Here is a 21,373-nt window from a genome sequence, read left to right as displayed (position 1 = left end):
AGACGGCGGGTGGATTGAAGCACAAGCGAGTATAGCCTTGTCCCGCAAGGGAATTCAACGTGACGAACTGGTGACGATGTCACTTTTTACCCCCTCGCCATGGGTGTTTAAATATTGATCGAGTGTACCGATCGATACGAAGTAATTGATCTGCACAATCAATTATCAATTCCGCCCGTAACCGTGTAGAAATTGACCTGTAGCAGATAACAACACCAGGGAACGTCGGCCCGCCTTGTGCGGGCCTTTTTGCGTGCATAAAAAAATGGCCAGGCGGTTGCGTGGCCGTTTAGGATCAGGACGGGTTACTTCGTCAGAAACGGATAGTCGGTATACCCTTCGGCGCCACCGCCGTAAAAGGTTTCCGGCTTAGGTTCGTTGAGCGGGGCGTGCTGACGGAAACGCTCGACCAAATCCGGATTGGCGATGTAGCTGCGGCCGAAGGCCACCGCGTCGATGAAGCCTTTTTCGATCAACGCTTCGGCTTTTTCAGCGGTGTAGGCGCCGGCGCCGACGATCACTCCTTTAAAGTGGGCGCGCACCGAGTCACGGAAGGCGTCGGAATACGGTTTGCCGCCGGCCCAGTCCGGTTCGGAGATGTGCAGATAGGCGATGTTGCGTTTGTTCAGCTCTTCCACCAGGTACAGCGCCGCTTCTTCCTGATCTTCACCGTTGTCCAGGCCGTTGAACGGCCCCAGCGGCGAGATGCGGATGCCGATGTGCTCGGAGCCCCATTCTGCGATGGCGGCGTCGACCACTTCCAGCGTCAGGCGGGTGCGATTCTCGATGCTGCCGCCGTATTGATCGGTACGTTGGTTAGATGCCGGAGACATGAACTGGTGCAGCAGATAGCCGTGAGCCGCATGCAGCTCGATAAAGTCGAAGCCGGCTTCACGCGCGTTGGCGGTCGCCTGGCGGAAATCGTTGACGATGCCCGGGATCTCGCTGGTTTCCAGCGCGCGCGGCGTAGAGGTCGGTACGCGCACCCAGGCACCGGTTTCGTCACGCACGGTGGTGCGGGTGTCCGCGTTGATCGCCGAAGGGGCGACCGGCGCTTGTCCGCCCGGCTGGAGGCTGGTGTGGGAGATGCGGCCTACGTGCCACAGCTGTACGGCGATGTGGCCGTTTTTGTCGTGTACCGCCTGCGTGATGTGTTTCCACGCGGCGATCTGCTCCGGGGTATGCAGGCCCGGCGCACCGGCGTAGCCTTTCGCCTGGAAGGAAATCTGCGTCGCTTCGGTCACGATCAGACCGGCGCCGGCGCGCTGGGCATAATACTCCGCCATCAGCGGCGTGGGAATGTCGCCCGGTTCGATGCTGCGCAGACGCGTCAGCGGAGCCATAAACACGCGGTTGGGCAGGGTGACTGCGCCAACTTTCAGCGGAGAGAGCAATTTTTCAGTCTTCATAGTGCATCCTGTATTTAATAGACCGGTCGTCTAGTTATGGGCGATAAAAAAACACGAACTGCATTTTCACGAAAAAAGACGGTGGTGTTACGGCTGCGGCGGGCGCAGCAGCAACTCAATGCTTTCCAGTGCGCTGGTCAACGGGGCCAACGAGCGCCGGATCTTGGCGCGCAGCGAGGCGCCAAGCCACAGGGCATACAACGTCTCTGCGGTTGCCGCCGGGCTCATGGCTACCGACAGCGATCCCTCCGCGATGCCGCGCTCAATGGCCGCCTGCAGGTGGCCGATCACCCGGGCGGTCCCGGTTTCCAGCGCATGGCGCATCGGCTCCGACAGGTCGCTCACCTCGGCGGAGAGTTTCACCGCCAGACAGGCGTTATGACATTCGCTGCGGCAGTGGTAACTGATGGCCTGGGCGTAATACCCCAAGAGCTGGTGGCGGGCATCGGTGTGCTCGTCGGCAAACAGCGTTTGCATTTGCGCATCATAGTGCGCGAAATAGCGTTGCAGCATCGCTTCGCCGAAGGCTTCCTTCGAGCGGAAATAGTGGTAGAACGACCCTTTCGGCACGCCCGCCGTGGCCAGCAGTTCGCTCAGCCCCATGCCGGTAAAGCCCAGGCGCAGGCTGAGGGTTTCGCCGGTGGCGAGCAGATGTTCACGTGTATCCACGTTGCAATGCGTTGATTTGGTCATCATGGTGCCGAGCATAATAGACCGATTGGTCTAGGTCAATGGGAATAAAAAAACCGGCGCACAAAACGCCGGTTGGTCTCAAGCATTGTGCCTCAGCGGCACGCGGAAGTTAAGCGCTTACGCCGCGTTGCGGCAGCGTTGCAGAATATCCAACTGGGATTGATATTCACGCGTCTGCACATTCAGCATGCCCAACAGGGTGTGGAACAGATTGTCCTGCGACACGTCGTCCTTTTCCGCCAGCGCGCTCAGGCACTGGCGATCGATGCCGAAATTGCGCTGATAGTCGGCCGACATCCACATCAGGAATGGCACGTGAGTTTGCTGGCTTGGCGCGAACACATAAGGCGTGCCGTGCAGGTACATGCCGTTTTCCCCCAGCGATTCGCCGTGATCGGACAGGTAGACCAGCGCGGTATTGAACCGGTCGTCATACTGCTGCAGCAGCTTGATGGTGGCATCGAGCATCGCGTCGGTATACAGGATCGAGTTGTCGTAGGTGTTCACCAACTGCTCATGGCTGCAATCCTGGATCTGATTACTGTTGCAGGTCGGCGAAAACGTCTGGAACTGCGGCGTGCTGCGGCGGTAATAAGCCGGGCCGTGGCTGCCCATCTGGTGCAACACGATCACGCCGTCGTCTTTCAGGCTATTGATGTAGTCGTTCAGTTTGTACAACAGCACATTGTCCATGCAAACCTCGCCGTCACAGTCCTGCGGCAGTTTCAGTTTGGTCATGTCGATGTGCGGCACCCGATCGCAGGCGCCTTTGCAGCCGCCGTCGTTATCGCGCCACAGCACGTTGACGCCGGCATGCGCCAGCACGTCGAGCATGCCTTCCTGGTGCGTCGCCTGAGTTGCGTCGTACGCTTTGCGCGGCATGTTGGAGAACATGCAGGGGACGGAGATTGCCGTTTCGGTGCCGCAAGAGCTGGCGTTCTTGAAATAGACCACGTTGTCCTGCTTGAGGCGCGGGTTGGTCTCGCGATCGTAGCCCCCGAGAGAAAAGTTTTCGGCGCGGGCGGTTTCGCCCACCACCAGGATCACCAGCGTTTTCTTGGCCTGTCCGGCGATCAGCGGCCCTTTGCGCGCGTCTTCACCGATCTTCACCAGCGGCAGATTGCGCGTGAAGTAGCGCTGCTCGGTAAACTTGATGGTGCCGGCGACGAAGTTGGAAGGCGTTAACATCTTCACCACGCTTTTATTGTTGCGGATCAGCGAAGCGTAGTCTTTGTAGAACAGCGCGGCGATGATCAGGATCACCACCAATGACAGCATGACGTTGGCGGCGCGCAGCCCAACCATGTACCACCAGGGGCGGGTCTGGCGAATATGGGTGAAGCAAACCGCCGCCGCCGGCAGGACGCCGAGCAGCGCCAGCCACAGCCCCATGCGCGGCGTCAGCAACGCCGTCGCTTCGTGGGTGTTGGTTTCAAAGGCGTTTTGCATCATGTTGCCGTCGATCACTACGCCATAGCTGTACATGAAATAGTTGGCTGCGGCGCTGCCGAGCAAGAAAAAGACGATCAGCGGTTTGCGCAGGTAGGGCACGGTCAACACGCTGAAGATAATATTCAGCGCACAGAAGATCACCACCGGCATGCTGGCGGCGAATATCACGCTGTGGACGCTATCGAAGGTGATATACGACCAGGCGCGATGCAGGAATAACGCGTTTTGGAACAGAGTGAAGAACAGGGCGGTGGCGAGGATAAAACCGAGGCTGTTGCACTGTAAGCGTTGACGTAACCACATTGCCAAATCTGGATCCTGAGAGTGGATAATGCCTTGAAATCTACCGGATGAAACTTAAGAAAACCTTAGAAATTCAGAATACTGGCGGCGGCGAACGCGGGAAAACGCCAGGCCGGTGGCCTGGCGGTGAGGGGAATTAGTAGGCGGCGGTGAACTGGGCGCGAATAAACTGAGGTTTTTCAATCTCATCGACGATAGCCACCGCCAGATCTTCCACCGAAATGCTGGCCGGCGCGTCGCCGTTCATCAGCAGCTGCGTGGTGCCGAGGCGGAACTGGCCGGTGCGTTTGCCCGGTTCCAGCAGGGCGGCCGGAGAGAGGTAGGTCCAGTCGAGCGCTGATTCGTTGCGCAGTTTATTGCGCAGATCGCGCACCGCCTGCGCGCCGGGGCGGATATTTTCCGGGAATTGCGGCGTATCCACCAGTTCAACGCCCGGCGCCACTTCCAGGCTGCCTGCGCCGCCCACCACCAACAGGCGCTTGACGCCTGCCTGCTCGACCGCGGTAAGGATCTGCTGGGCGCCGCGCGTAGTCTTCTCATACAGGTTGTCTTCGCCCCAGCCGGGATTGTAGGCGCTGATCACCGCATCCTGACCGTGCAACTGCCCCGCCAGCCAGGCGGTATCGGCGACGTCGCCCAGCGCGACGGTCAGATTGGCGTGGTCCGGCAAATCTTTTTTCTGACGGGCGATCGCCGTTACCTGCATGCCGCGAGCCAGCGCTTCATCCACCACACGGCGGCCAACAAAACCGGTTGCTCCAATAATGGCTACTTTCATCTGTATGCTCCTTCAGGGATGGGTCAGTATCGTAAGGCAGGCCGATGTGCCTGCTGCGTGGGATCTACTCTAGTCCTTAACAATAGCCGTGATTAGTGCCATATTCATGCTTTCTTGATTAAGTAAAACTTCATAATGGTGGATAAACTCAATCGAATGGCGGTGTTCGCCACCGTGGTGGCGGAGGGATCGTTGGCCGGTGCGGCGCGGCGGCTGGGCATGACGCCGTCGGCGGTCAGTCAGCATATGCGCTCGCTGGAGAAGGCGCTCGGGGTGCCGCTGTTGCACCGCTCCACCCGCCGTCTGGCGTTGACCGAGGCGGGGGCGGCGTTTTATCCCGGCTGCGAGGCGATGTTGCAACAGGCGCAGCAGGCGGAGCAGCGGCTGGCGGAACTGCGGGACACGCTGGTGGGCGAGCTGCGCATCGCCACCCCGGTCGGCATCGGCGGCCGCTCGTTGGCGGAGGCGCTGGCGCCGCTGTTGCAGGCGCACCCCAAGCTGACGCTGCGGGTGCTGGCGGACGATCGCATCGTCGACATGATAGAACACCGGGTCGACATTGCGCTGCGCGCCAATCGTCAACTGGCGGACGCCAATATGATCGCTCACCCGCTGACGGCGTGGCCGATGGTGCTGTGCGCCGCGCCGCGTTACCTCAGCCAGCATGGGGTGCCGGAAAAGCCGCAGGATTTGGTGCAGCACCGCTGGATTTCCAGCGGCTACAGCGGGGACCATCTGGATTTGCTGCATCAATCCGGCCAGCAGGTCAAGCTGCGGCTGGCGGAGGGGCAGATCGTCAGCGAAAGCATGAACGTGATGCGCGCCTTTACCCGCGCCGGTCTGGGCATTTCCGTTCAGCCGCTGTATGAAATTGGCGATGAGCTGCAGCGCGGCGAGCTGTTGCTGTTGTTGCCGGAGTGGCGACCGGCGCCGCTGCGGCTGCACGCGCTGACGCTGGAACGCACTATGCCGGAGAAAAGCCGCCAGGCGCTGCGCTATTTGCGCGACTATTTTCGCCGCAATGGCGAAAAGGGACTTGCCAGCGGCGGCGATGACGTCTTCAATTAGCAGGAGAATGCAGGAGGGCCCGTGGCACAGCAGCTTGAATTTTTCGACATCCCCAGCCCGTGTCGCGGCATTTGCCAGGCCGACGAGCGCGGTTTCTGCCGTGGCTGCCTGCGCAGCCGCGAGGAGCGGTTCGGCTGGATGAGCATGAGCGACGCGCAAAAGCGCGAAGTGCTGCGTCTGTGTCGCCAACGTTTCCTGCGCCTGCAGCGCGCCAACAAAGCCCCCGACGAGCCGCTGCCGGAACAGCCTTCGCTGTTTTGACCCTTTCCTGATCTGCCGCACGTTCATGCGCCTTTGCGCTTCCCTGCGCCTCACCGGCTTGTGTATGCTGGCTGACAACTAATGTCATGAGGTTTTCGCAATGGTAGAACGCATTCGTCTCGCGCCGCAGGGGCCTGAATTTTCCCGCATGATTTGCGGTTACTGGCGGTTGATGGAGTGGGGCATGTCGCCGCAGCAGCTGCTGACGTTTATCGAACAGCATGTCGAACTGGGCATAACCACCGTCGATCACGCAGATATCTACGGTGGCTATGCCTGTGAGCAGGCATTCGGCGACGCGCTGCGCCTGAAGCCCGCGTTGCGGCAGTCGCTGGAGCTGGTGAGCAAGTGCGGCATTGCCACCACCGCCAAGCCCGGCAACCCGATCGGCCACTACATCACCGACCGCGATCATATCGTACAGAGCGCGGAACACTCGCTGCGCCATCTGCACACCGACTACCTCGACCTGTTGCTGATCCACCGCCCGGATCCGTTGATGGACGCTGACGACGTGGCCGAAGCCTTTGTCGCGCTGCACAAAAGCGGCAAGGTGCGCCATTTCGGCGTCTCTAACTTTACGCCCGCGCAGTTCCAACTGCTGCAGTCGCGTCTGCCGTTCTCTCTGGTCACCAATCAGGTGGAAATTTCGCCGATTCACCAACCGGCGATCCTGGACGGCACGCTCGACCAGTGCCAGCAGCTGCGCATCAAACCGATGGCCTGGTCCTGCCTGGGCGGCGGCCGCTTGTTCAACGACGCCGAGTTCCAGCCGCTGCGCGACGAGCTGCAGCGGGTGGCGCAAGAGATCGGCGCCGAGACCATTGAACAGGTGGTTTACGCCTGGGTGATGCGCCTGCCGTCTTCGCCGCTGCCGATTATCGGCTCCGGCAAGATCGAGCGGGTGCGTTCGGCGTTGAAGGCGCAGAAACTGGCGCTGAACCGCCAGCAGTGGTTCCGCATTCGCAAGGCGGCGTTGGGGTATGACGTGCCCTGAGACGGGGTAGAAAGAGGAAAGCCGGGCGGCGAAAGCGCCCGGCTTTTTTTACGTCGGTCTTTAGGCCAACACCACCTGATCGGGGTTGAAATGATCGAGCGAGACGCCGATCAGCGTGACCTGGCTGTGGCCGAAGGCCAGCACCAGATCGTCGTTTTGCTGCGTGGCATAGTCGCGGATATTCCCGCTGGCGCCCTCGGTGCCGATAAATACCAGTTTGTCGGTGGCGTTGAAGCCATACAGCTGGTCGCGGCCGAAATCGCCGCTGAACAGGAAGGTATTGCCGTTGCCGACCCCCTTCAGGATGTCATCGCCGCTGCCGCCGACGAAGGTCAGGTTGCCGCCGGCATGGCCGATCAGCGTATCGTTGCCGGCGTTGCCGAACAGCCAGGCGTCGTGGCTGCGAGCCTGCAGGATGTCATCGCCGTCGCCGCCGGTGGTGGCGGCTGCATAGGCTTTGAGGCCCGAATCCGATTTCAATCCGGCGGTGGTCACCTGATGATCCACCTCTTTGCTGAAAATCAGCCAGGAGGTTTCTTTGCTGCGCAGGGTGCTGATGTCGTCCGCCAGCGTAATGCCGCCCTTGGCGTCGCGCAGGTAAAGCGTATTACCGTCGTAGGCAACCTCGGTGTTTTTCAACGCCTGCTGGGTATCGAAGATATTGTGGCCTTTGCCGCCGGCAATCAGGTTATAGCCGCCGGCGTCGCGGAAGATATCGTCACCGTCGCGCCCCTCGAGATAGTCGTTGCCTTTGCCGCCCTTGATCAAATCATTGCCGTCGCTGCCGATGATAAACGTCGGCCCGCTGTGCGTTTCCGCGTTGCGGTTCAGATCTTCCACCCAGGTACTGCCGCGCGTGACGTTCGACAGGTTGGAGACGATGATGGTCGAGTCTTTGTCGGTCAGCGAATAAAACTCGGAGTTCAGCACCCGCATCAGACCATCCTGATAGAAGAACGGCAGGTGGGATAGCCAGGTCGGAATGTTGAGAATGGAGAACGGCAACAGATTCCAGGCGTCCGACGCGTAGTGGTCGTTGAAGTTGACGATATTGTTGGTGGCGGAGGTATGCGGCGCATCGTGAACGCCCAATGACGGCAGGGTCAGCGAGGTGCCGTCGAGCGCGCGAAACACCGGATCGTTCTCATAGCCGATGTTGATCACCTTGCCGCCGGCTTCGTACTGGGTCGGCGAGGCGAAGGCGACATAGTTGGACTGCGCGTAGAAGCCGCCCCAGTTGGCGTCGCTCTGCGCCGCCATGCTGTTGACCGCCAGCCCGCCGAGGCTGTGGCCGCTGATCACCACGTCTTCGCCGCTCAGCCCGTGGGCCTGCGCGAATTTCGCCACGTCCCCCAGCAAATTGCCGAAGGCCTTCAGCGTATAGCCGTCGGCATAGCCTTTCGGCCCGAACCCGGCCAACAGATCGTTAATCACATCGCCGATGGTATCGCCGATCAGCGACTCGCGCGGGCCGCTGGTACCGCGAAATGAGATGCCAATGGCGGTGAGATTGCCTTCGCTGTCATATTTGCCCAGCACCTCGGCCTGAGCGGTGGTGTAACCGGCGGTTTCGCCGTAGTAGGTGCCGCGCGCATCGGTTTTGCCGGCGTAACCCAACTGCGCGGCGTCGATCACTGACCAGCCGGCATTGTTCACCGCGTCCTGCGCGGCCTGTTCGGAATCGGGGTTCCAGGGAAGACCGGGCAGGCCGCCCTGCGACTGAGTGCTGCCGATGAGCGCCGTGATCAGCGTCAGCGGCAGACCGAGGCCGAAACCGGTCTGGTGATAGCCTTCATCGAAGCCGTTATCGATATTGTGGTAAGCGTAGGTAGAGATGGCCAAGGCGTCGGAAAACAGCGCCTTTGACGCGTTTTCGTCCAGATCCTTATAGCTAAAGATGCCCATATCAGTTCCTTATGAAGTATGCCGCCTGGCCGGGAAGTGAACTCTCGCGCGTCGGCGGTGGAAACAGGGAAACAACGTTAGCCGAACGACAGCTGGTCAGAGGACCAACATCGGTAGAATTATTATTGGTGCTAAATATTAGGCCCGCGAATCAAATTGGCGAGATTGTGCGTTGGTTAACAGTGCTGGCGCTGGCTCTCCTATACTGATAACTCGATAGAGTCATTAAGGAGACTGATTGATGAAACGTTATTGGTATGTGGCGTTTGGCCTGATGGCCTGCGGGGCCGCTCAGGCGGCGACGGTCGACGTTGAGATGAACTTGGTGACCGGGCAGGGCATCGGTCAGGATATCGGCAAAGTGGCCATCAGCGAAACGCCTTACGGCTTACTGTTCACGCCGAGCCTGAAAGCCTTGCCGGCCGGGGTGCACGGTTTCCATGTGCATGAGAAAGGCAGCTGTGAGCCGGGCATGAAGGACGGTAAGGCGGTGGCGGCGCTGGCGGCCGGCGGGCATTTTGATCCGCAAAAAACCGGGAAACACCTCGGGCCGTATGCCGACGGGCATCTGGGCGATTTGCCGGCCATCTATGTGACCGCCGACGGCATGGCGAACGATCCGGTGTTGGCGCCGCGGCTGAAAAAAATCAGTGAAATTGAGGGCAAGGCACTGATGGTGCACGCCGGCGGCGATAATCACTCGGATCATCCGCTGCCGCTCGGCGGCGGCGGTGAGCGCTTCGCCTGCGGCGTGATCAAGTGATCATCTGCCGCTGACGGCCGCTGTGGCGGCGGGCTGGCCAATGGCCTGTTGCAATTGCTGCAGCGAGCAGTAGAGCCGCCAAATCAGGCCGGCCAGATCGCGCGCCGCCTGTTCCGGGTGGTGCGCCAGGGCGTTGCTCATGCGCAGCAGTTCTTGCAGCGTGGCGTCCAGCGAACTGTGCTGCACGCCTTTCTCCGTCATGATGCCGCGCAGGCAGTGGATACAGACGTTGCGCACCGCCGACAGCGGATCTGAGCGGGTTTGCCAGTCGCGCAGCTGCCAGACGATATGGCTGCAGTTGAGCAGCACTACGCCCCAGCGCAGCAACCAGGTGCGCGCCTCCTGATCCTGACTTTGATTGAGCTGGCTGATGCGATGGTAGATCAGCGATTCAAACTGGCTTTCGCTCTGCTGCGGCTTTTTGCTCAACTGATCGATAAAGTCGCGGCGCAGCGCGCGGATAATACGGCGGCTCTTTCGCTTGTCCGAGCTGGGGCGCAGGATCTGAAACGCCAGCCCGGCCAGCAGCACACCGACAATTTTACCGATGTTGTCATTGATAAAGGACTGGTAGTCATAGCTCGGCGGATTACTGACGGTCAGAAATGAGCCCATGAAGACGATCAGCTGCCCCCAAAGCGCGGCATAAGGCGGATTCTGCAGTTTGAGCATCTGCATGGTCACCAGGATCGGGAACAGGAAGGCGCAGAACACCCAGAAATCATCAATCTGGATCATCAAACCGAATTTCACCACGAAGCAGGCGACCGAGAGCAGCAGCACCGCCTTGAGCAAGGTGCTGACGCTGTTGATTGGCGAAGGCGTGGAGGAGTAGAGCACGCAGCTGATGGCGGTGAGCGTCAGCGCCGCGCTGCCGGCGTCCCACTGCGTGTTGATCCAGTAGGCGCAGCCGATCACGATGCATAAAAAGGTGCGCAGGCCGTTATAGGCGGCTTCGTAGCTGTCGGTATGGCGCGCCAGCGAGGTGACGCGCGGCGGCTGGAGAACGCTGACCGCCGTGGCGCTTTCCAATCGTTGCAGCCAGCGGTTGCAGCGTAGGTAAAGCCAGCAGAAATCACGCAAACGCAGCCAGAAGGCGCGATGGCGGTAGTCCGCTGCATCTTGCGGGGCAATCTGCTGGAGCAGGCGCGCCAAACGGTATTTGTCGGTGGCGGGATCGCGCAATTCATCCAGCAGTTGCGTCAGCACCGGCATCAGATTGGCGGGGCGATCCGGCCAGTTCAGCAGCATGCGGCGCAGGCTGGAAATGACGCTGGTAATGCGCAGCTGCTGGTGCAGCAGATAGTTGAGCAGATTATTTTGCCGCCGCAGGCGGTAGTGGCTCCAAAACGCCTGAATGCGCAGCAGGTTCATGGTCAGGATCTGACCGATAACCCCTTCGTGCGAGGTGCGCATCTGCGCGGTGACCTCCGGTTGCCACAGCATGGCGGCGTGCTCCAGCAGCCGTTGCTGCATGCGCCGCAGCGAAGTCAACAAGGCTTCGCCGTCGGAGGTGCTGGGCAGGATCATCATCATCAACCCGCCGCACAGAATGCCAGTGATCACTTCGCAAACCCGCGCCTGGGCGATATCGAAGATCTGCTGGGTATCGGTGACGTTGACCGTACCGAAGGCGATGATGGCGGCGGTATAGCCCGCCAGCGCGAACGCGTAGGAGACGTTGTTTTGATAATGGTTGGAGATATAGGTGCATAGCCCGATCCAGGCGGCGATGAACAGCGTGAACAGCCAGGGATCGTTCAGGCAGTGGCCGGCGATCGCCACCGAGGCGGCGGCGCCCACCAGGCTGCCGAAGATGCGGCCGATGCTTTTGCTGATCACGCCGCCGATGGTGGGGAAGCTGACCACCGCGGCGGAGGTGAGCGCCCAATAGGGTTCGTCGAGCTCGAGCACGAACGCCACCCACAGCGCCAGACACATCGCCAGTGAGTTGCGCAGCGCATAGCGCCATTGGCCGCCGGTCGCCTTACCCCAGGGGGTACGGCTCCACTCCAGAAAGGGCAGGTTCACACTTTAGTTCCGCTGATGAATCGAAATGGTGCAGGTGGTGCCGGCAACCAGCGTCAAATCGGCGGGCACGTTGAGCAATTTTATCCGCACCGGCACGCGCTGAGCCAAACGCACCCAGGGAACATTGGGCTTAACATCCATTAATAGATCGTTGTTGCTGTCAACGCTCTGATCGTAAATGGCGCGGCCGATACTCTCTACTTCCCCCTGCAGCGGGGTGTTGCCGTTATATAAGACAATATCGGCTTTATTGCCTTCTTTTATATGTTTCAGCTTGGTTTCTTCGAAATAACCGAGTACATAAAACGAATGGACATCCACCAGTGCGACCAAAGGCGTGCCGGCGTTGGCGTAGTTCCCGACCCGCGCCTGCAGATTGGTGATATAACCGTCGGTCGGTGCGTAAATTTTAGTTTTGCTCAAATTCCATTTGGCCTGTTCCAGGTTGGCCAGGGCGGCTTTATAGGCGGCCTTCATTGCCTGAGCGGCTAAATTGGACTCATCCAAATCTTCAGCGGAAATAACGTTGCGCGGCAACCCGCGGCGTCGGGCGGCTTCGTGGTCCGCCTTGGCCAGATCCGATTGCGCTTTTGCCACCGCGGCCTCGGCATTGTCCAGCGCGATCTGATAAGGCACCGGGTCGAGGGTAAAAATCAGACTTCCCGCAGGTACGAATTGATTGTCATTCGCACTTATTTTCTCTAATCTTCCAGAAACCTCAGGGGTGATATTGACGAGTTCTGCGCGCACTTTTCCGTCACGGGTCCATGGGGATTGCATATAATAATTCCAGAGCCACCAACCGGCGCAGACGGCAATGGCGCAGACGATCACCGTAGAAAAGTATTTTAATGTTTTATGCTGCATGGGTTACCAACTCGCTAAAATCCATAAGGAACCGCTGACGGTCAGGACGAAAATGGACAGGTCCATCAACATGGGGTGCCAGATTTCACCGGAATACATCCAGTCCCTGAGCAGCTGATGAATCAGCAGCCATAAGACCAGTCCTAGCAAAAAAGCTTTAAATATGGGTGGAAAATAAAGCGATGCCCCCAGGACCAAATCGGGTAAGGGCGATGAGGCGTGTAACCATGATGTATTCACATTAACAATCCCTACGGGTGAATATGTTGAATATTTGCATAACGATTAAACAATAGCGGCTAAAAATAGTGGTTATTTCCACAATATACATTATATACATTTGTGTTTTTAATGTGAGTTACCCAAAATAGTCTAAGCTCTGGGAGGTAATGTTAGCATGCTAATTATAAGGAGGGGTAAGTGGAGTCAACATTAGGTTCAGATTTAGCACGATTGGTTCGTGTTTGGCGAGCGCTCATCGATCATCGGCTCAAGCCGTTGGAGCTGACCCAAACGCATTGGGTTACGTTGCACAATATCAATCGCTTGCCGCCGGAGCAGTCGCAAATCCAGCTGGCCAAGGCGATCGGTATCGAGCAACCGTCACTGGTTCGCACGCTGGACCAACTGGAGGAGAAGGGGCTTATCACGCGTCACACCTGTGCCAACGATCGCCGCGCGAAGCGCATCAAGCTGACCGAAGCGGCCGATCCGATCATCAGGGAAGTCGACAGTGTGATCACGTCTACGCGCAGTGAGATTTTAAGCGGCATTACCGCCGACGAAGTGCATCTGTTGGTAGGGCTGATTGGCAAGTTAGAACAAAATATCACCGAACTGCAGAACAAATAATAATATTCTTATTTTTCTACGATTACAGTTTCACAGCATCAGAAATAAAACCGGAGGCGATTGCCTCCGGTTTGCCGTGTGCCGCCTGCTGACTTACAGCGGAGAGACGGTGATGGTGTCGCCCATGCGCGCCATGCGCACGCGCTGACCCGGGCTGAACTTGGTGTCGCCTGCTTTCTGCACCACGACGATGTTCTCTTTCTGGTCGGTTTTGATTTCCAGCTCGTAGCCTGAGGTACGACCGGCCACTTCACCGATGCTGTTGCCCGCCGCGCCGCCGGCGATAGCGCCCGCCGCGGTAGCCAACGTACGGCCGGTGCCGCCGCCAACGGTGTTGCCCAACAACCCACCAATTACCGCGCCGCCGATCATCCCCAAGGCGTTGGAGCCTTCGCCGCCCTGAATTTTAACCGGACGCACGGAAACCAGCGTCCCGTAAGTGACGTTCTGCACCTGCTTGGCCTGCGAGGACGAGTAGACATCGCCGGACATGGATTCATTGGCACACCCAGCCAACGTAACGGCGGCGACGGCAACGACGAGAAGACGCTTGATCATATAAAACTCCTGATGGTAGTAGTCCATAACCTGGCAAAGCTCACCAGGCAAGATTCAGTGAAAATGATAGACAAAGTATGGCTGAAAGTTGATACAGCGCCATGCCTCATCGCTGCACGCAGCTTAACTTTTCTCTGTTCAACCAATAATAAACCGCGGTTTACCTTTATGACAGCCTCACCGACATTCCGTTGCCGGTTAACGCACGGTTTAACACATAAAATGTGCCACAGAGACGCATCTGGCTCACGGCGCGTAAAAAAAGCATCATAATTCATGGCGTTAATTCGTCAATTCTGGTTTATTTGTCAGGATAAAATTTGCTTACCGTGCGGGTTAGAGGATGTTGCTATGAAGTCAGGCCGCTATATAGGCGTCATGTCCGGCACCAGTCTGGACGGAATCGATGTGGTATTGGCCGCGATTGACGATCGCATGGTGGCGCAGCAGGCCAGCTATAGCCATCCGATGCCGATCGCGCTGAAAAAAGAGATCCTGGGGATGTGCCAGGGGCAGCAAACCACGCTGGCCGCGGTCGGCCGGTTGGACGCACAGCTGGGCACGCTGTTTGGCGAGGCGGTGCTCGGCCTGCTGAAGCAAACCGGCATCGACGCGGATCATATCACCGCCATCGGCTGCCACGGCCAGACGGTATGGCACGAACCGGAAGGTGATGCGCGTTTCTCCATGCAGCTCGGCGACAACAACCGCATCGCCGCACTGACCAATATCACCACCGTCGGCGATTTCCGCCGGCGCGACATGGCTTACGGCGGGCAGGGCGCGCCGCTGGTGCCGGCGTTTCATCAGGCGCTGCTGGGGCATCCCGTCGAACGGCGTATGGTGCTGAACATCGGCGGCATCGCCAACCTCTCTCTGCTGTTGCCTGGTGCGCCGGTGCGCGGTTTCGACACCGGGCCGGGCAACATGCTGATGGACGCCTGGATCTGGCGCCACCGCGCGCAACCTTACGATCAGGACGGCGGCTGGGCCATGCAGGGGCGCGTCTGTTTGCCGCTGTTGCAGCAGATGCTGGCGGACCCTTACTTCGCGCTGCCTGCGCCGAAAAGCACCGGCCGCGAGTATTTCAACATCGCCTGGCTGGAGCGCCAGCTGGCCGGATTACCGGCGATTGCGCCGGTCGACGTGCAGGCCACGCTGACGGAGCTGACCGCCGTCAGCATTAGCGAACAGGTGCAGCTGGCCGGCGGGTGTGAGCGCCTGCTGGTCTGCGGCGGCGGGGCGCGCAACACGCTGCTGATGGCGCGCCTGTCGGCGCTGCTGCCGGGCACTGAGGTCGGCCTGACCGACGATTGCGGCGTCAGCGGCGACGACATGGAAGCGCTGGCCTTCGCCTGGCTGGCGTTTCGCACGCTGTCCGGCCAGGCCGGCAACCTGCCTTCGGTGACCGGCGCCAGCCGTGAAACGTTGCTGGGTGGGATTTATCCGGTTTTGCCATTGAGGGGCCGTTAGCTCTGTTAGGATAGCCTGTGAAGGATTTTTCTAAGGAGCAACAGCATGAAAAAAGTCATTTTCGTCGCCGGCGCGCTGGCGCTGTCCGGCTGCAGCTACATCCTGCCGCAGAGCAGCCAGACGATGCACTACCAGTGCGGCACTACGCCGCTGACGGTGGCGCTCGACGGCAAGGCGAGCGAAGTCAGCCTGCTGATGGATGGCGAGCAGCTGCATCTCAAGCAGGTGCTGGCGCTGACCGGCGCCAAATACAGCGACGGCAAATACACTTTTTGGTCGAAAGACCGCAATGCCTATCTTGAGCGCAACGGCAAGGTAGTCATGAGCGACTGCGTGTTGACGGAGTGACGGTCAGCGGCGGCGTCGGAGCGATTGAGTTCCTGGCGCCGCAGGCGCAGAATGTAACGACGGATTTTTCAGTTGGTCGATAACCCAGATGATTGAAAAGAATGAGTTTGATGTTGCGGACCTGCGCCGTGAATATACCCGAGGCGGCCTGCGCCGCAACGATCTGACCGCCAATCCGCTCGAGCTGTTCGAGCGTTGGCTGAAACAGGCCTGCGACGCGCGCCTGGCCGATCCGACCGCCATGTGCGTCGCCACCGTCGACGAACGCGGCCAGCCGTATCAGCGCATCGTGCTGCTCAAGCATTTCGATGAGCAGGGGTTGGTGTTTTACACCAACCTCGGCAGCCGCAAGGCGCAGCAGCTGGCGCAAAACCCGCATATCAGCCTGCTGTTCCCCTGGCACATGCTCGATCGTCAGGTGATTTTCCTCGGTCAGGCGGAGCGCCTGTCGACCCTCGAAGTGCTGAAGTATTTCCATAGCCGGCCGAAGGACAGCCAAATCGGCGCCTGGGTGTCGCAGCAGTCGTCACGCATTTCCGCGCGTGGCGTGCTGGAAAGCAAATTCCTCGAGTTGAAGCAAAAGTTCCAGCAGGGCGAGGTGCCGTTGCCGAGTTTCTGGGGCGGATTCCGCGTGAAATTCGACTCCGTCGAGTTCTGGCAGGGCGGCGCCCACCGCCTGCATGACCGTTTCCTGTATCAGCGGGACGGGAATGACTGGAAAATTGACCGACTGGCACCTTGAAGACGTAAAATCCCCCTCTAAGCGCTGGTGCTGACGCCGCCGGCGCTTTATTCTATGCGCTACCCTGAATTTTTATTTCGCCACTGGGCGAAAGGCCGTGTACCGGCAAAGGTGCATTCGTTTATACATGGAGTCATTGATGGCAAGCAGCAACTTGATTAAACAACTGCAAGAGCGGGGCCTCGTTGCCCAGGTTACGGATGAGGAAGCGTTAGCGGAGCGACTGGCGCAAGGGCCAATTGCACTGTATTGCGGTTTCGATCCGACCGCTGACAGCTTGCATTTGGGCCATCTGGTTCCTCTGTTGTGCCTGAAGCGCTTCCAGCTGGCCGGCCACAAACCGGTAGCGCTGGTGGGCGGCGCCACTGGCCTGATCGGCGATCCGAGCTTCAAAGCGGCGGAGCGCAAGCTGAACACCACCGATACGGTGAACGAGTGGGTGGAGAAGATCCGCAAACAGGTTTCCCCGTTCCTCGATTTTGACTGCGGCAGCAACAGCGCTATCGCGGCCAACAACTACGATTGGTTCGGCGGCATGAACGTGCTGACCTTCCTGCGTGATATCGGCAAGCACTTCTCCGTCAACCAGATGATCAACAAGGAAGCGGTCAAGCAGCGCCTGAATCGCGACGACTCCGGCATCTCCTTCACCGAGTTCTCCTACAACCTGCTGCAGGGCTTCGATTTCTCCGAACTGTACAACCGCCACCAGGTGGAGCTGCAGATCGGCGGTTCCGATCAGTGGGGCAACATCACCTCGGGTATCGATCTGACGCGTCGCCAGCATCAGAAGCAGGTGTTCGGCCTGACCGTGCCGTTGATCACCAAAGCAGACGGCACCAAGTTCGGTAAAACCGAAGGCGGCGCGGTCTGGCTGGCGCCGGAAAAAACCAGCCCGTACAAGTTCTACCAGTTCTGGATCAACACCGCCGACGCCGACGTTTACCGCTTCCTGAAGTTCTTCACCTTCATGAGCCTGGAAGAGATCAACGCGCTGGAAGAAGAAGACAAGAACAGCGGCAAGGCGCCGCGCGCCCAGTACGTGCTGGCGGAAGAAGTGACCGGCATGGTGCACGGTGCGGAAGGCCTGGCGGCCGCCAAGCGCATCACCCAGAGCCTGTTCTCCGGCGCGCTGCATGACATGACCGAAGCGGACTTCGCCCAGCTGGCGCAGGACGGCATGCCGACCATCAAACTTGAGCGCGACGCCGATCTGCAACAGGCGCTGGTGAATGCCGAACTGGTGCCGTCACGTGGCCAGGCGCGCACCATGATCGGTTCCAACGCGGTGACCATCAACGGCGAGAAACAGTCGGATGCCGAATACCGCTTCAGCGATGCAGACCGTCTGTTTGGCCGTTACACGCTGCTGCGCCGCGGCAAGAAACACTACTGTCTGGTGGACTGGCAGTAAGCGTCAGGCTACATGACATGAAAAGCCCGGGGTCTCCCCGGGCTTTTTTTTCGCATGGCGCGGATGAAGATTAGGCAAACGCCTCCGACGGCGAATTTTCGGCCGCAAGACCGTTCACGGTGACGGCCGGCGCATGGTAGTGCAGAGAGACGGCGGCCAGATAGGGATCCTGATTGCCGATCGAGAACACCACATCATCGGCGTCAAACGTCTGGTTATGATTTTTATCCACGATGACATAGACCGACTTATCCAGTTTAAGCAAACCGACTTCCGCCAACTGGTGAGTGCTGGCGCCGTTGGTCATTTTCGCCAGAACCTGCGAGAACAGCGCCTGGGCGTTGTTGGCGCCCGTCAGACCGCTAAACGCCGCCTGCAGTTCGGTGGCGCTGGTCGCGCTGCCATACAGCGTGGCGGTTTTATCGCCGGCCTTGGAGAAGACCCATTGGCTGGCGGCATCACCGACATTGATCACGCTATTCTGATAGCCGACGTTCAAGGTGACCATGTCATCTATTTTACTGTCGCTGAAGGAGAGTGTCCGTGCCGAGTCCACCGTGGTATTACCTTTTACCTGTGCTTTCAACACCGTCAGGCCGGTATCGTCGATGGTCAGTTGATGCCCGTTCAATGCGTTGATGACAGTGCTGAAATCGTCTTTGTTGGCCAAGGAGTTCAATGTGTTGTAGAAGCTGCCGCCACCGGTGCCGCCTTTCTCCGCCACTAACTGCAGCTTCATATCCGAATAAAAGCGGCGATCGATGTAGTCGTTTCCGCGAATGGTTTGCAGATTATCGCTGAAATCCGCCGCGACGGTGAGGTTGAGCACCAGTGCTTGATCGCCGGCATACATCGCACCGGTCAGTAGCAGGTCGGAAATTGAGTTGTCCCCGCCGCTGAGCGTCATGGTGCGGTTTTGCACCATTTCTGCGTTGCTGCCCATATAGACTTCCAGCGTTTGTTTATGGTCAGAGGTAAAGCTGAACGTGCCCATATCCAAATCGAAGAACTTGCCGCTGTCTTTGGTGAATTCCAACGTAAAGCGGGTATCGCTTTGCCGGGTATCATGAATATGAATATGGCTGTTGCTTGTCAGACCGCCGGCCAGTTTGAACGAGTCATTGCTGACGTTAAGCAGTGTCAGGTCGCCGGAATAAGCCGAAATAATCCCACCGGCGTGGCCGGTATAACCGTTGCCGTTGCTCAGGGGCAACTCGGCTTGGGTGAGGGAGGATACGTTGGCGTAAGCCGCGTTGTGGATGCCGGCATTTTGGCTGAAAAGACCAAAGTCGAAGACCTTGCTGCCTTCGCTGGCAACCCATTTTCCGTCGAGATAAATGTCGCCGGTTCCTTTGTAGTGAGTCAGATCGATATAGTCAAAATATCTGAATTGGTTGACGTTGCTGACGATACTGCCGTCGAGATTACCGAGCTGATTTGTGGTCAGATAAACTGATTTGGTAATGAAGTTAGCTGACAGCATTGTGATAGTGGACGAACTCGCGGATTTAGCCTCTGCCAAAAAATGGCTGCCGATATGGTTGGCGCCGCCGTTGACGCCATTGCCGGCCCAGAGCAAGTTTTTCGCCATCAGGCTGATATGGGCATTGTTCAGGCTGCTGCTTCCTTCAACCACGACGTTTAAAAAGCTGATGGGTAAAGCGGCATCCGCATTGGCGATATTGGCATCGTTGAGGCGCAGAGAAACGAATTTATTGCCCAGCGAAGAGAGCACCATGGTGTTCGTAGCATAGAGACCGGACAGCACGATGGAATTAACATTCTTCAAGGCTGTCACATCAAGGTTCGTGGGCGTATTGACGTTGAGGTTGATCTGACTCAACGTGACTATCTCGGCATTGGTGACCTCATGATCCCCTCTGCCATTAATGCTGGCCACCAGTTTACCGCTATCCGACAGGCTGAACGTTCCGTTGAAGTCCCGTTGATAGCCCAATGCATCGCCCAATTTTATATCGAAGTTTTTCAGCAGACTGGCCTGGGGCGGGTAGGGGTGATTATCCAGTGGGAATTTGCCTTCGCGGAAGGCATCGATAATCAGCGAGGAAGCCTTGATATTGTCGTTGCCGGCCTTCAGCAGGATAGCCTGCGCTGAAGCGCTGTCGAGTGGCTGGCCATAGAGTTTGAGGTAAATCTTTTGATAATCTCCGGCGTTGCGGAATTGGTAAGCGCTTGACAACATTTTAAGCAGATCGCTGTGAGAGGTGCCGCTGGCCAACAAACGGCTAAAGGTATCGAGCGCAGTGGCGTCAGCGGCGGTTCCGGCAACCGTCAGGTACAGTGCCATCACCGCTTCGGTATAAACGGGCGGCGGTAATTCACCTGGTCCATAGACATGAGTTGCCGCCGTGAAGTTTTGCTTGGCGGTGGTGGCGGCGGCGTCATTTCTGATGTCATCCATCATGCGCACTATGACATCACCGCGTGTTTCACTGTGATCGTTCAATCCCTTCACGTATTGTTGCAGGTCACTCTCACTGGCGCTTTTACCAAACCCCGTCGAAAATATTTTCCTGACAAAATCGTCGTTGCTGAGTGAATGGATATAGCTTTTCGAGGCGATGAATGCATTGGCGATGTCGACGGTGTTTTTCTTGCCGCTAACCAGCAGGTCGCTCCAGTATTGGACGGCGGCGGAATGGGTCATGCTACCGAGCAGATAATAGAGACCTTGTACATCTGCTGCTGCAGAGAGCTGTGACGGTTGCAGCAGCTCTGAAGGATACAGCGTGGTGTTGACGATCGTCTGCAAATGCTGTTGTTGAGCTTGCAGTCCGGCATCGTTGCCTGTGTAGTTTATGACGTTGGCGATCAATTCAGTCGTCAGGTTGCCGAGAGATTTTCCCGCGTTGACCTGCGTGGTGAGCGCGTTCAGCGTCAAGGCATCCGGCTGTGCGCCGGTGGTATTCTGATAGATGTATTGTATTTTTTGGCTGGTGGTCAGGCCATCGTAGCGATGTTGCCCGTCTTGCGAACGAATAAACATATTGGCTAATTCACTTTGCGTGTAATCGCCTTTCTCCAGTTTTTTGGCGAAATAATTCAACGCGTCATCATCGGCTTTTTTGCCCAATGTGGCATAGAACAGCTTGGCTACACCTTGTTGCAAGGTCAGTAGGCTCATGATATTTCCCTGTGTGTTGTTAAAATAAGTGCGAGGCATCGACAAGTACAGCCCAAAACAGCCTGATTGCAATGTGAGTGAACCTAAGGAAATTCTGTATTTGTTGAAAGTGCGGCCTCCCACGACGCGAGGTGGCCGCTAATGACCATCAGGCCATGGCTAATGTCGTCGAAATGCAATTCAGCGGCCGTGGGAAGATCCCGGATTTTCAGGTCGCAGAGGCCTTGCATGGCGGTTCTCGGCTTTTTTTGAATCGGACTTTTCGCTACAATACGCCGCCGTCGAAAGCATAAAAATTCCTCTCATTTCTTGTT

19 protein-coding genes are annotated in these 21,373 nt (G+C 58.1%); 9 read left to right on the top strand and 10 right to left on the bottom strand.

Annotated features, from left to right (window positions below; translation table 11 throughout):
* Positions 1–305: 305 nt before the first annotated feature.
* The 4 genes from IMX17_RS06875 to IMX17_RS06860 all read right to left on the bottom strand — a co-directional run bounded on the left by IMX17_RS06875 (position 306) and on the right by IMX17_RS06860 (position 4,635).
* Positions 306–1,409 carry an alkene reductase gene (locus tag IMX17_RS06875; protein WP_033642920.1) on the bottom strand — a complete coding sequence of 368 codons (1,104 nt, stop codon included), beginning with the start codon at positions 1,407–1,409 and terminating at the stop codon, positions 306–308.
* 87 nt (positions 1,410–1,496) lie between these two features.
* On the bottom strand, positions 1,497–2,117 hold the full coding sequence (locus IMX17_RS06870; RefSeq protein ID WP_046898486.1) for a TetR/AcrR family transcriptional regulator: 621 nt from the start codon (positions 2,115–2,117) through the stop codon (positions 1,497–1,499).
* A 102-nt stretch (positions 2,118–2,219) separates the two neighbouring features.
* Positions 2,220–3,857, bottom strand: a complete 1,638-nt coding sequence (gene eptA, locus IMX17_RS06865; RefSeq protein ID WP_046898485.1) for a phosphoethanolamine transferase EptA — start codon at positions 3,855–3,857, stop codon at positions 2,220–2,222.
* 136 nt (positions 3,858–3,993) lie between these two features.
* Positions 3,994–4,635, bottom strand: coding sequence for an NAD(P)-dependent oxidoreductase (locus IMX17_RS06860; RefSeq protein ID WP_046898484.1), 642 nt, complete (start codon positions 4,633–4,635; stop codon positions 3,994–3,996).
* A 138-nt stretch (positions 4,636–4,773) separates the two neighbouring features.
* On the opposite strand from IMX17_RS06860, the gene IMX17_RS06855 reads away from it, so the two are divergent.
* The 3 genes from IMX17_RS06855 to IMX17_RS06845 all read left to right on the top strand — a co-directional run bounded on the left by IMX17_RS06855 (position 4,774) and on the right by IMX17_RS06845 (position 6,961).
* On the top strand, positions 4,774–5,703 hold the full coding sequence (locus IMX17_RS06855) for a LysR substrate-binding domain-containing protein (protein ID WP_193549734.1): 930 nt from the start codon (positions 4,774–4,776) through the stop codon (positions 5,701–5,703).
* A gap of 21 nt (positions 5,704–5,724) precedes the next feature.
* Positions 5,725–5,964 carry a DUF1289 domain-containing protein gene (locus IMX17_RS06850; protein WP_046898482.1) on the top strand — a complete coding sequence of 80 codons (240 nt, stop codon included), beginning with the start codon at positions 5,725–5,727 and terminating at the stop codon, positions 5,962–5,964.
* Between the two features lie 100 nt (positions 5,965–6,064).
* The gene (locus IMX17_RS06845; RefSeq protein ID WP_046898481.1) at positions 6,065–6,961 is read left to right on the top strand and encodes an aldo/keto reductase family oxidoreductase; all 897 of its coding nucleotides are present in this window, start codon (positions 6,065–6,067) and stop codon (positions 6,959–6,961) included.
* A gap of 60 nt (positions 6,962–7,021) precedes the next feature.
* Here IMX17_RS06845 and IMX17_RS06840 read toward each other — a convergent pair whose 3' ends face one another.
* On the bottom strand, positions 7,022–8,866 hold the full coding sequence (locus IMX17_RS06840; RefSeq protein ID WP_046898480.1) for a polyurethanase: 1,845 nt from the start codon (positions 8,864–8,866) through the stop codon (positions 7,022–7,024).
* A 241-nt stretch (positions 8,867–9,107) separates the two neighbouring features.
* On the opposite strand from IMX17_RS06840, the gene sodC reads away from it, so the two are divergent.
* On the top strand, positions 9,108–9,629 hold the full coding sequence (sodC, locus tag IMX17_RS06835) for a superoxide dismutase family protein (protein ID WP_193549511.1): 522 nt from the start codon (positions 9,108–9,110) through the stop codon (positions 9,627–9,629).
* Here sodC and IMX17_RS06830 read toward each other — a convergent pair whose 3' ends face one another.
* From IMX17_RS06830 to IMX17_RS06820, 3 genes are read right to left on the bottom strand one after another with little or no spacing between them, the layout of a single operon-like run.
* Positions 9,630–11,660 (bottom strand): FUSC family protein, encoded by a 2,031-nt coding sequence (locus IMX17_RS06830; protein WP_193549510.1) that lies wholly within the window; start codon positions 11,658–11,660, stop codon positions 9,630–9,632. It lies immediately after the preceding gene.
* 3 nt (positions 11,661–11,663) lie between these two features.
* Positions 11,664–12,527, bottom strand: coding sequence for an HlyD family secretion protein (locus IMX17_RS06825; protein ID WP_015377735.1), 864 nt, complete (start codon positions 12,525–12,527; stop codon positions 11,664–11,666).
* A gap of 3 nt (positions 12,528–12,530) precedes the next feature.
* The gene (locus IMX17_RS06820; RefSeq protein ID WP_025159708.1) at positions 12,531–12,767 is read right to left on the bottom strand and encodes a DUF1656 domain-containing protein; all 237 of its coding nucleotides are present in this window, start codon (positions 12,765–12,767) and stop codon (positions 12,531–12,533) included.
* 180 nt (positions 12,768–12,947) lie between these two features.
* Here IMX17_RS06820 and slyA point away from each other — a divergent pair, with 180 nt between their 5' ends.
* Entirely contained in the window at positions 12,948–13,379 is a 432-nt protein-coding gene (gene slyA, locus IMX17_RS06815; protein ID WP_004931301.1) for a transcriptional regulator SlyA, read from the top strand.
* A gap of 93 nt (positions 13,380–13,472) precedes the next feature.
* On the opposite strand, the gene IMX17_RS06810 is transcribed toward slyA, so the two are convergent.
* Positions 13,473–13,937 (bottom strand): glycine zipper 2TM domain-containing protein, encoded by a 465-nt coding sequence (locus IMX17_RS06810; protein WP_025159710.1) that lies wholly within the window; start codon positions 13,935–13,937, stop codon positions 13,473–13,475.
* Between the two features lie 351 nt (positions 13,938–14,288).
* On the opposite strand from IMX17_RS06810, the gene anmK reads away from it, so the two are divergent.
* The 4 genes from anmK to tyrS all read left to right on the top strand — a co-directional run bounded on the left by anmK (position 14,289) and on the right by tyrS (position 17,914).
* The gene (anmK, locus tag IMX17_RS06805; RefSeq protein ID WP_046898478.1) at positions 14,289–15,410 is read left to right on the top strand and encodes an anhydro-N-acetylmuramic acid kinase; all 1,122 of its coding nucleotides are present in this window, start codon (positions 14,289–14,291) and stop codon (positions 15,408–15,410) included.
* Positions 15,411–15,455: 45 nt separating this feature from the next.
* Entirely contained in the window at positions 15,456–15,758 is a 303-nt protein-coding gene (locus tag IMX17_RS06800) for an MliC family protein (RefSeq protein ID WP_004931294.1), read from the top strand.
* A gap of 88 nt (positions 15,759–15,846) precedes the next feature.
* Positions 15,847–16,500 carry a pyridoxamine 5'-phosphate oxidase gene (gene pdxH / locus IMX17_RS06795; RefSeq protein ID WP_033642930.1) on the top strand — a complete coding sequence of 218 codons (654 nt, stop codon included), beginning with the start codon at positions 15,847–15,849 and terminating at the stop codon, positions 16,498–16,500.
* Between the two features lie 139 nt (positions 16,501–16,639).
* A complete protein-coding gene (gene tyrS, locus IMX17_RS06790; protein WP_033642931.1) occupies positions 16,640–17,914 on the top strand; it encodes a tyrosine--tRNA ligase in 1,275 nt (424 codons plus the stop codon).
* A 70-nt stretch (positions 17,915–17,984) separates the two neighbouring features.
* Here tyrS and IMX17_RS06785 read toward each other — a convergent pair whose 3' ends face one another.
* A complete protein-coding gene (locus IMX17_RS06785; RefSeq protein WP_182264555.1) occupies positions 17,985–21,059 on the bottom strand; it encodes a DUF4214 domain-containing protein in 3,075 nt (1,024 codons plus the stop codon).
* Positions 21,060–21,373 lie beyond the last annotated feature (314 nt).

The organism is Serratia sp. X3 (assembly GCF_014982455.1).
GTDB classification, from domain to species: domain Bacteria; phylum Pseudomonadota; class Gammaproteobacteria; order Enterobacterales; family Enterobacteriaceae; genus Serratia; species Serratia ureilytica.
This window is presented reverse-complemented; position numbering and strand designations above follow the sequence as displayed.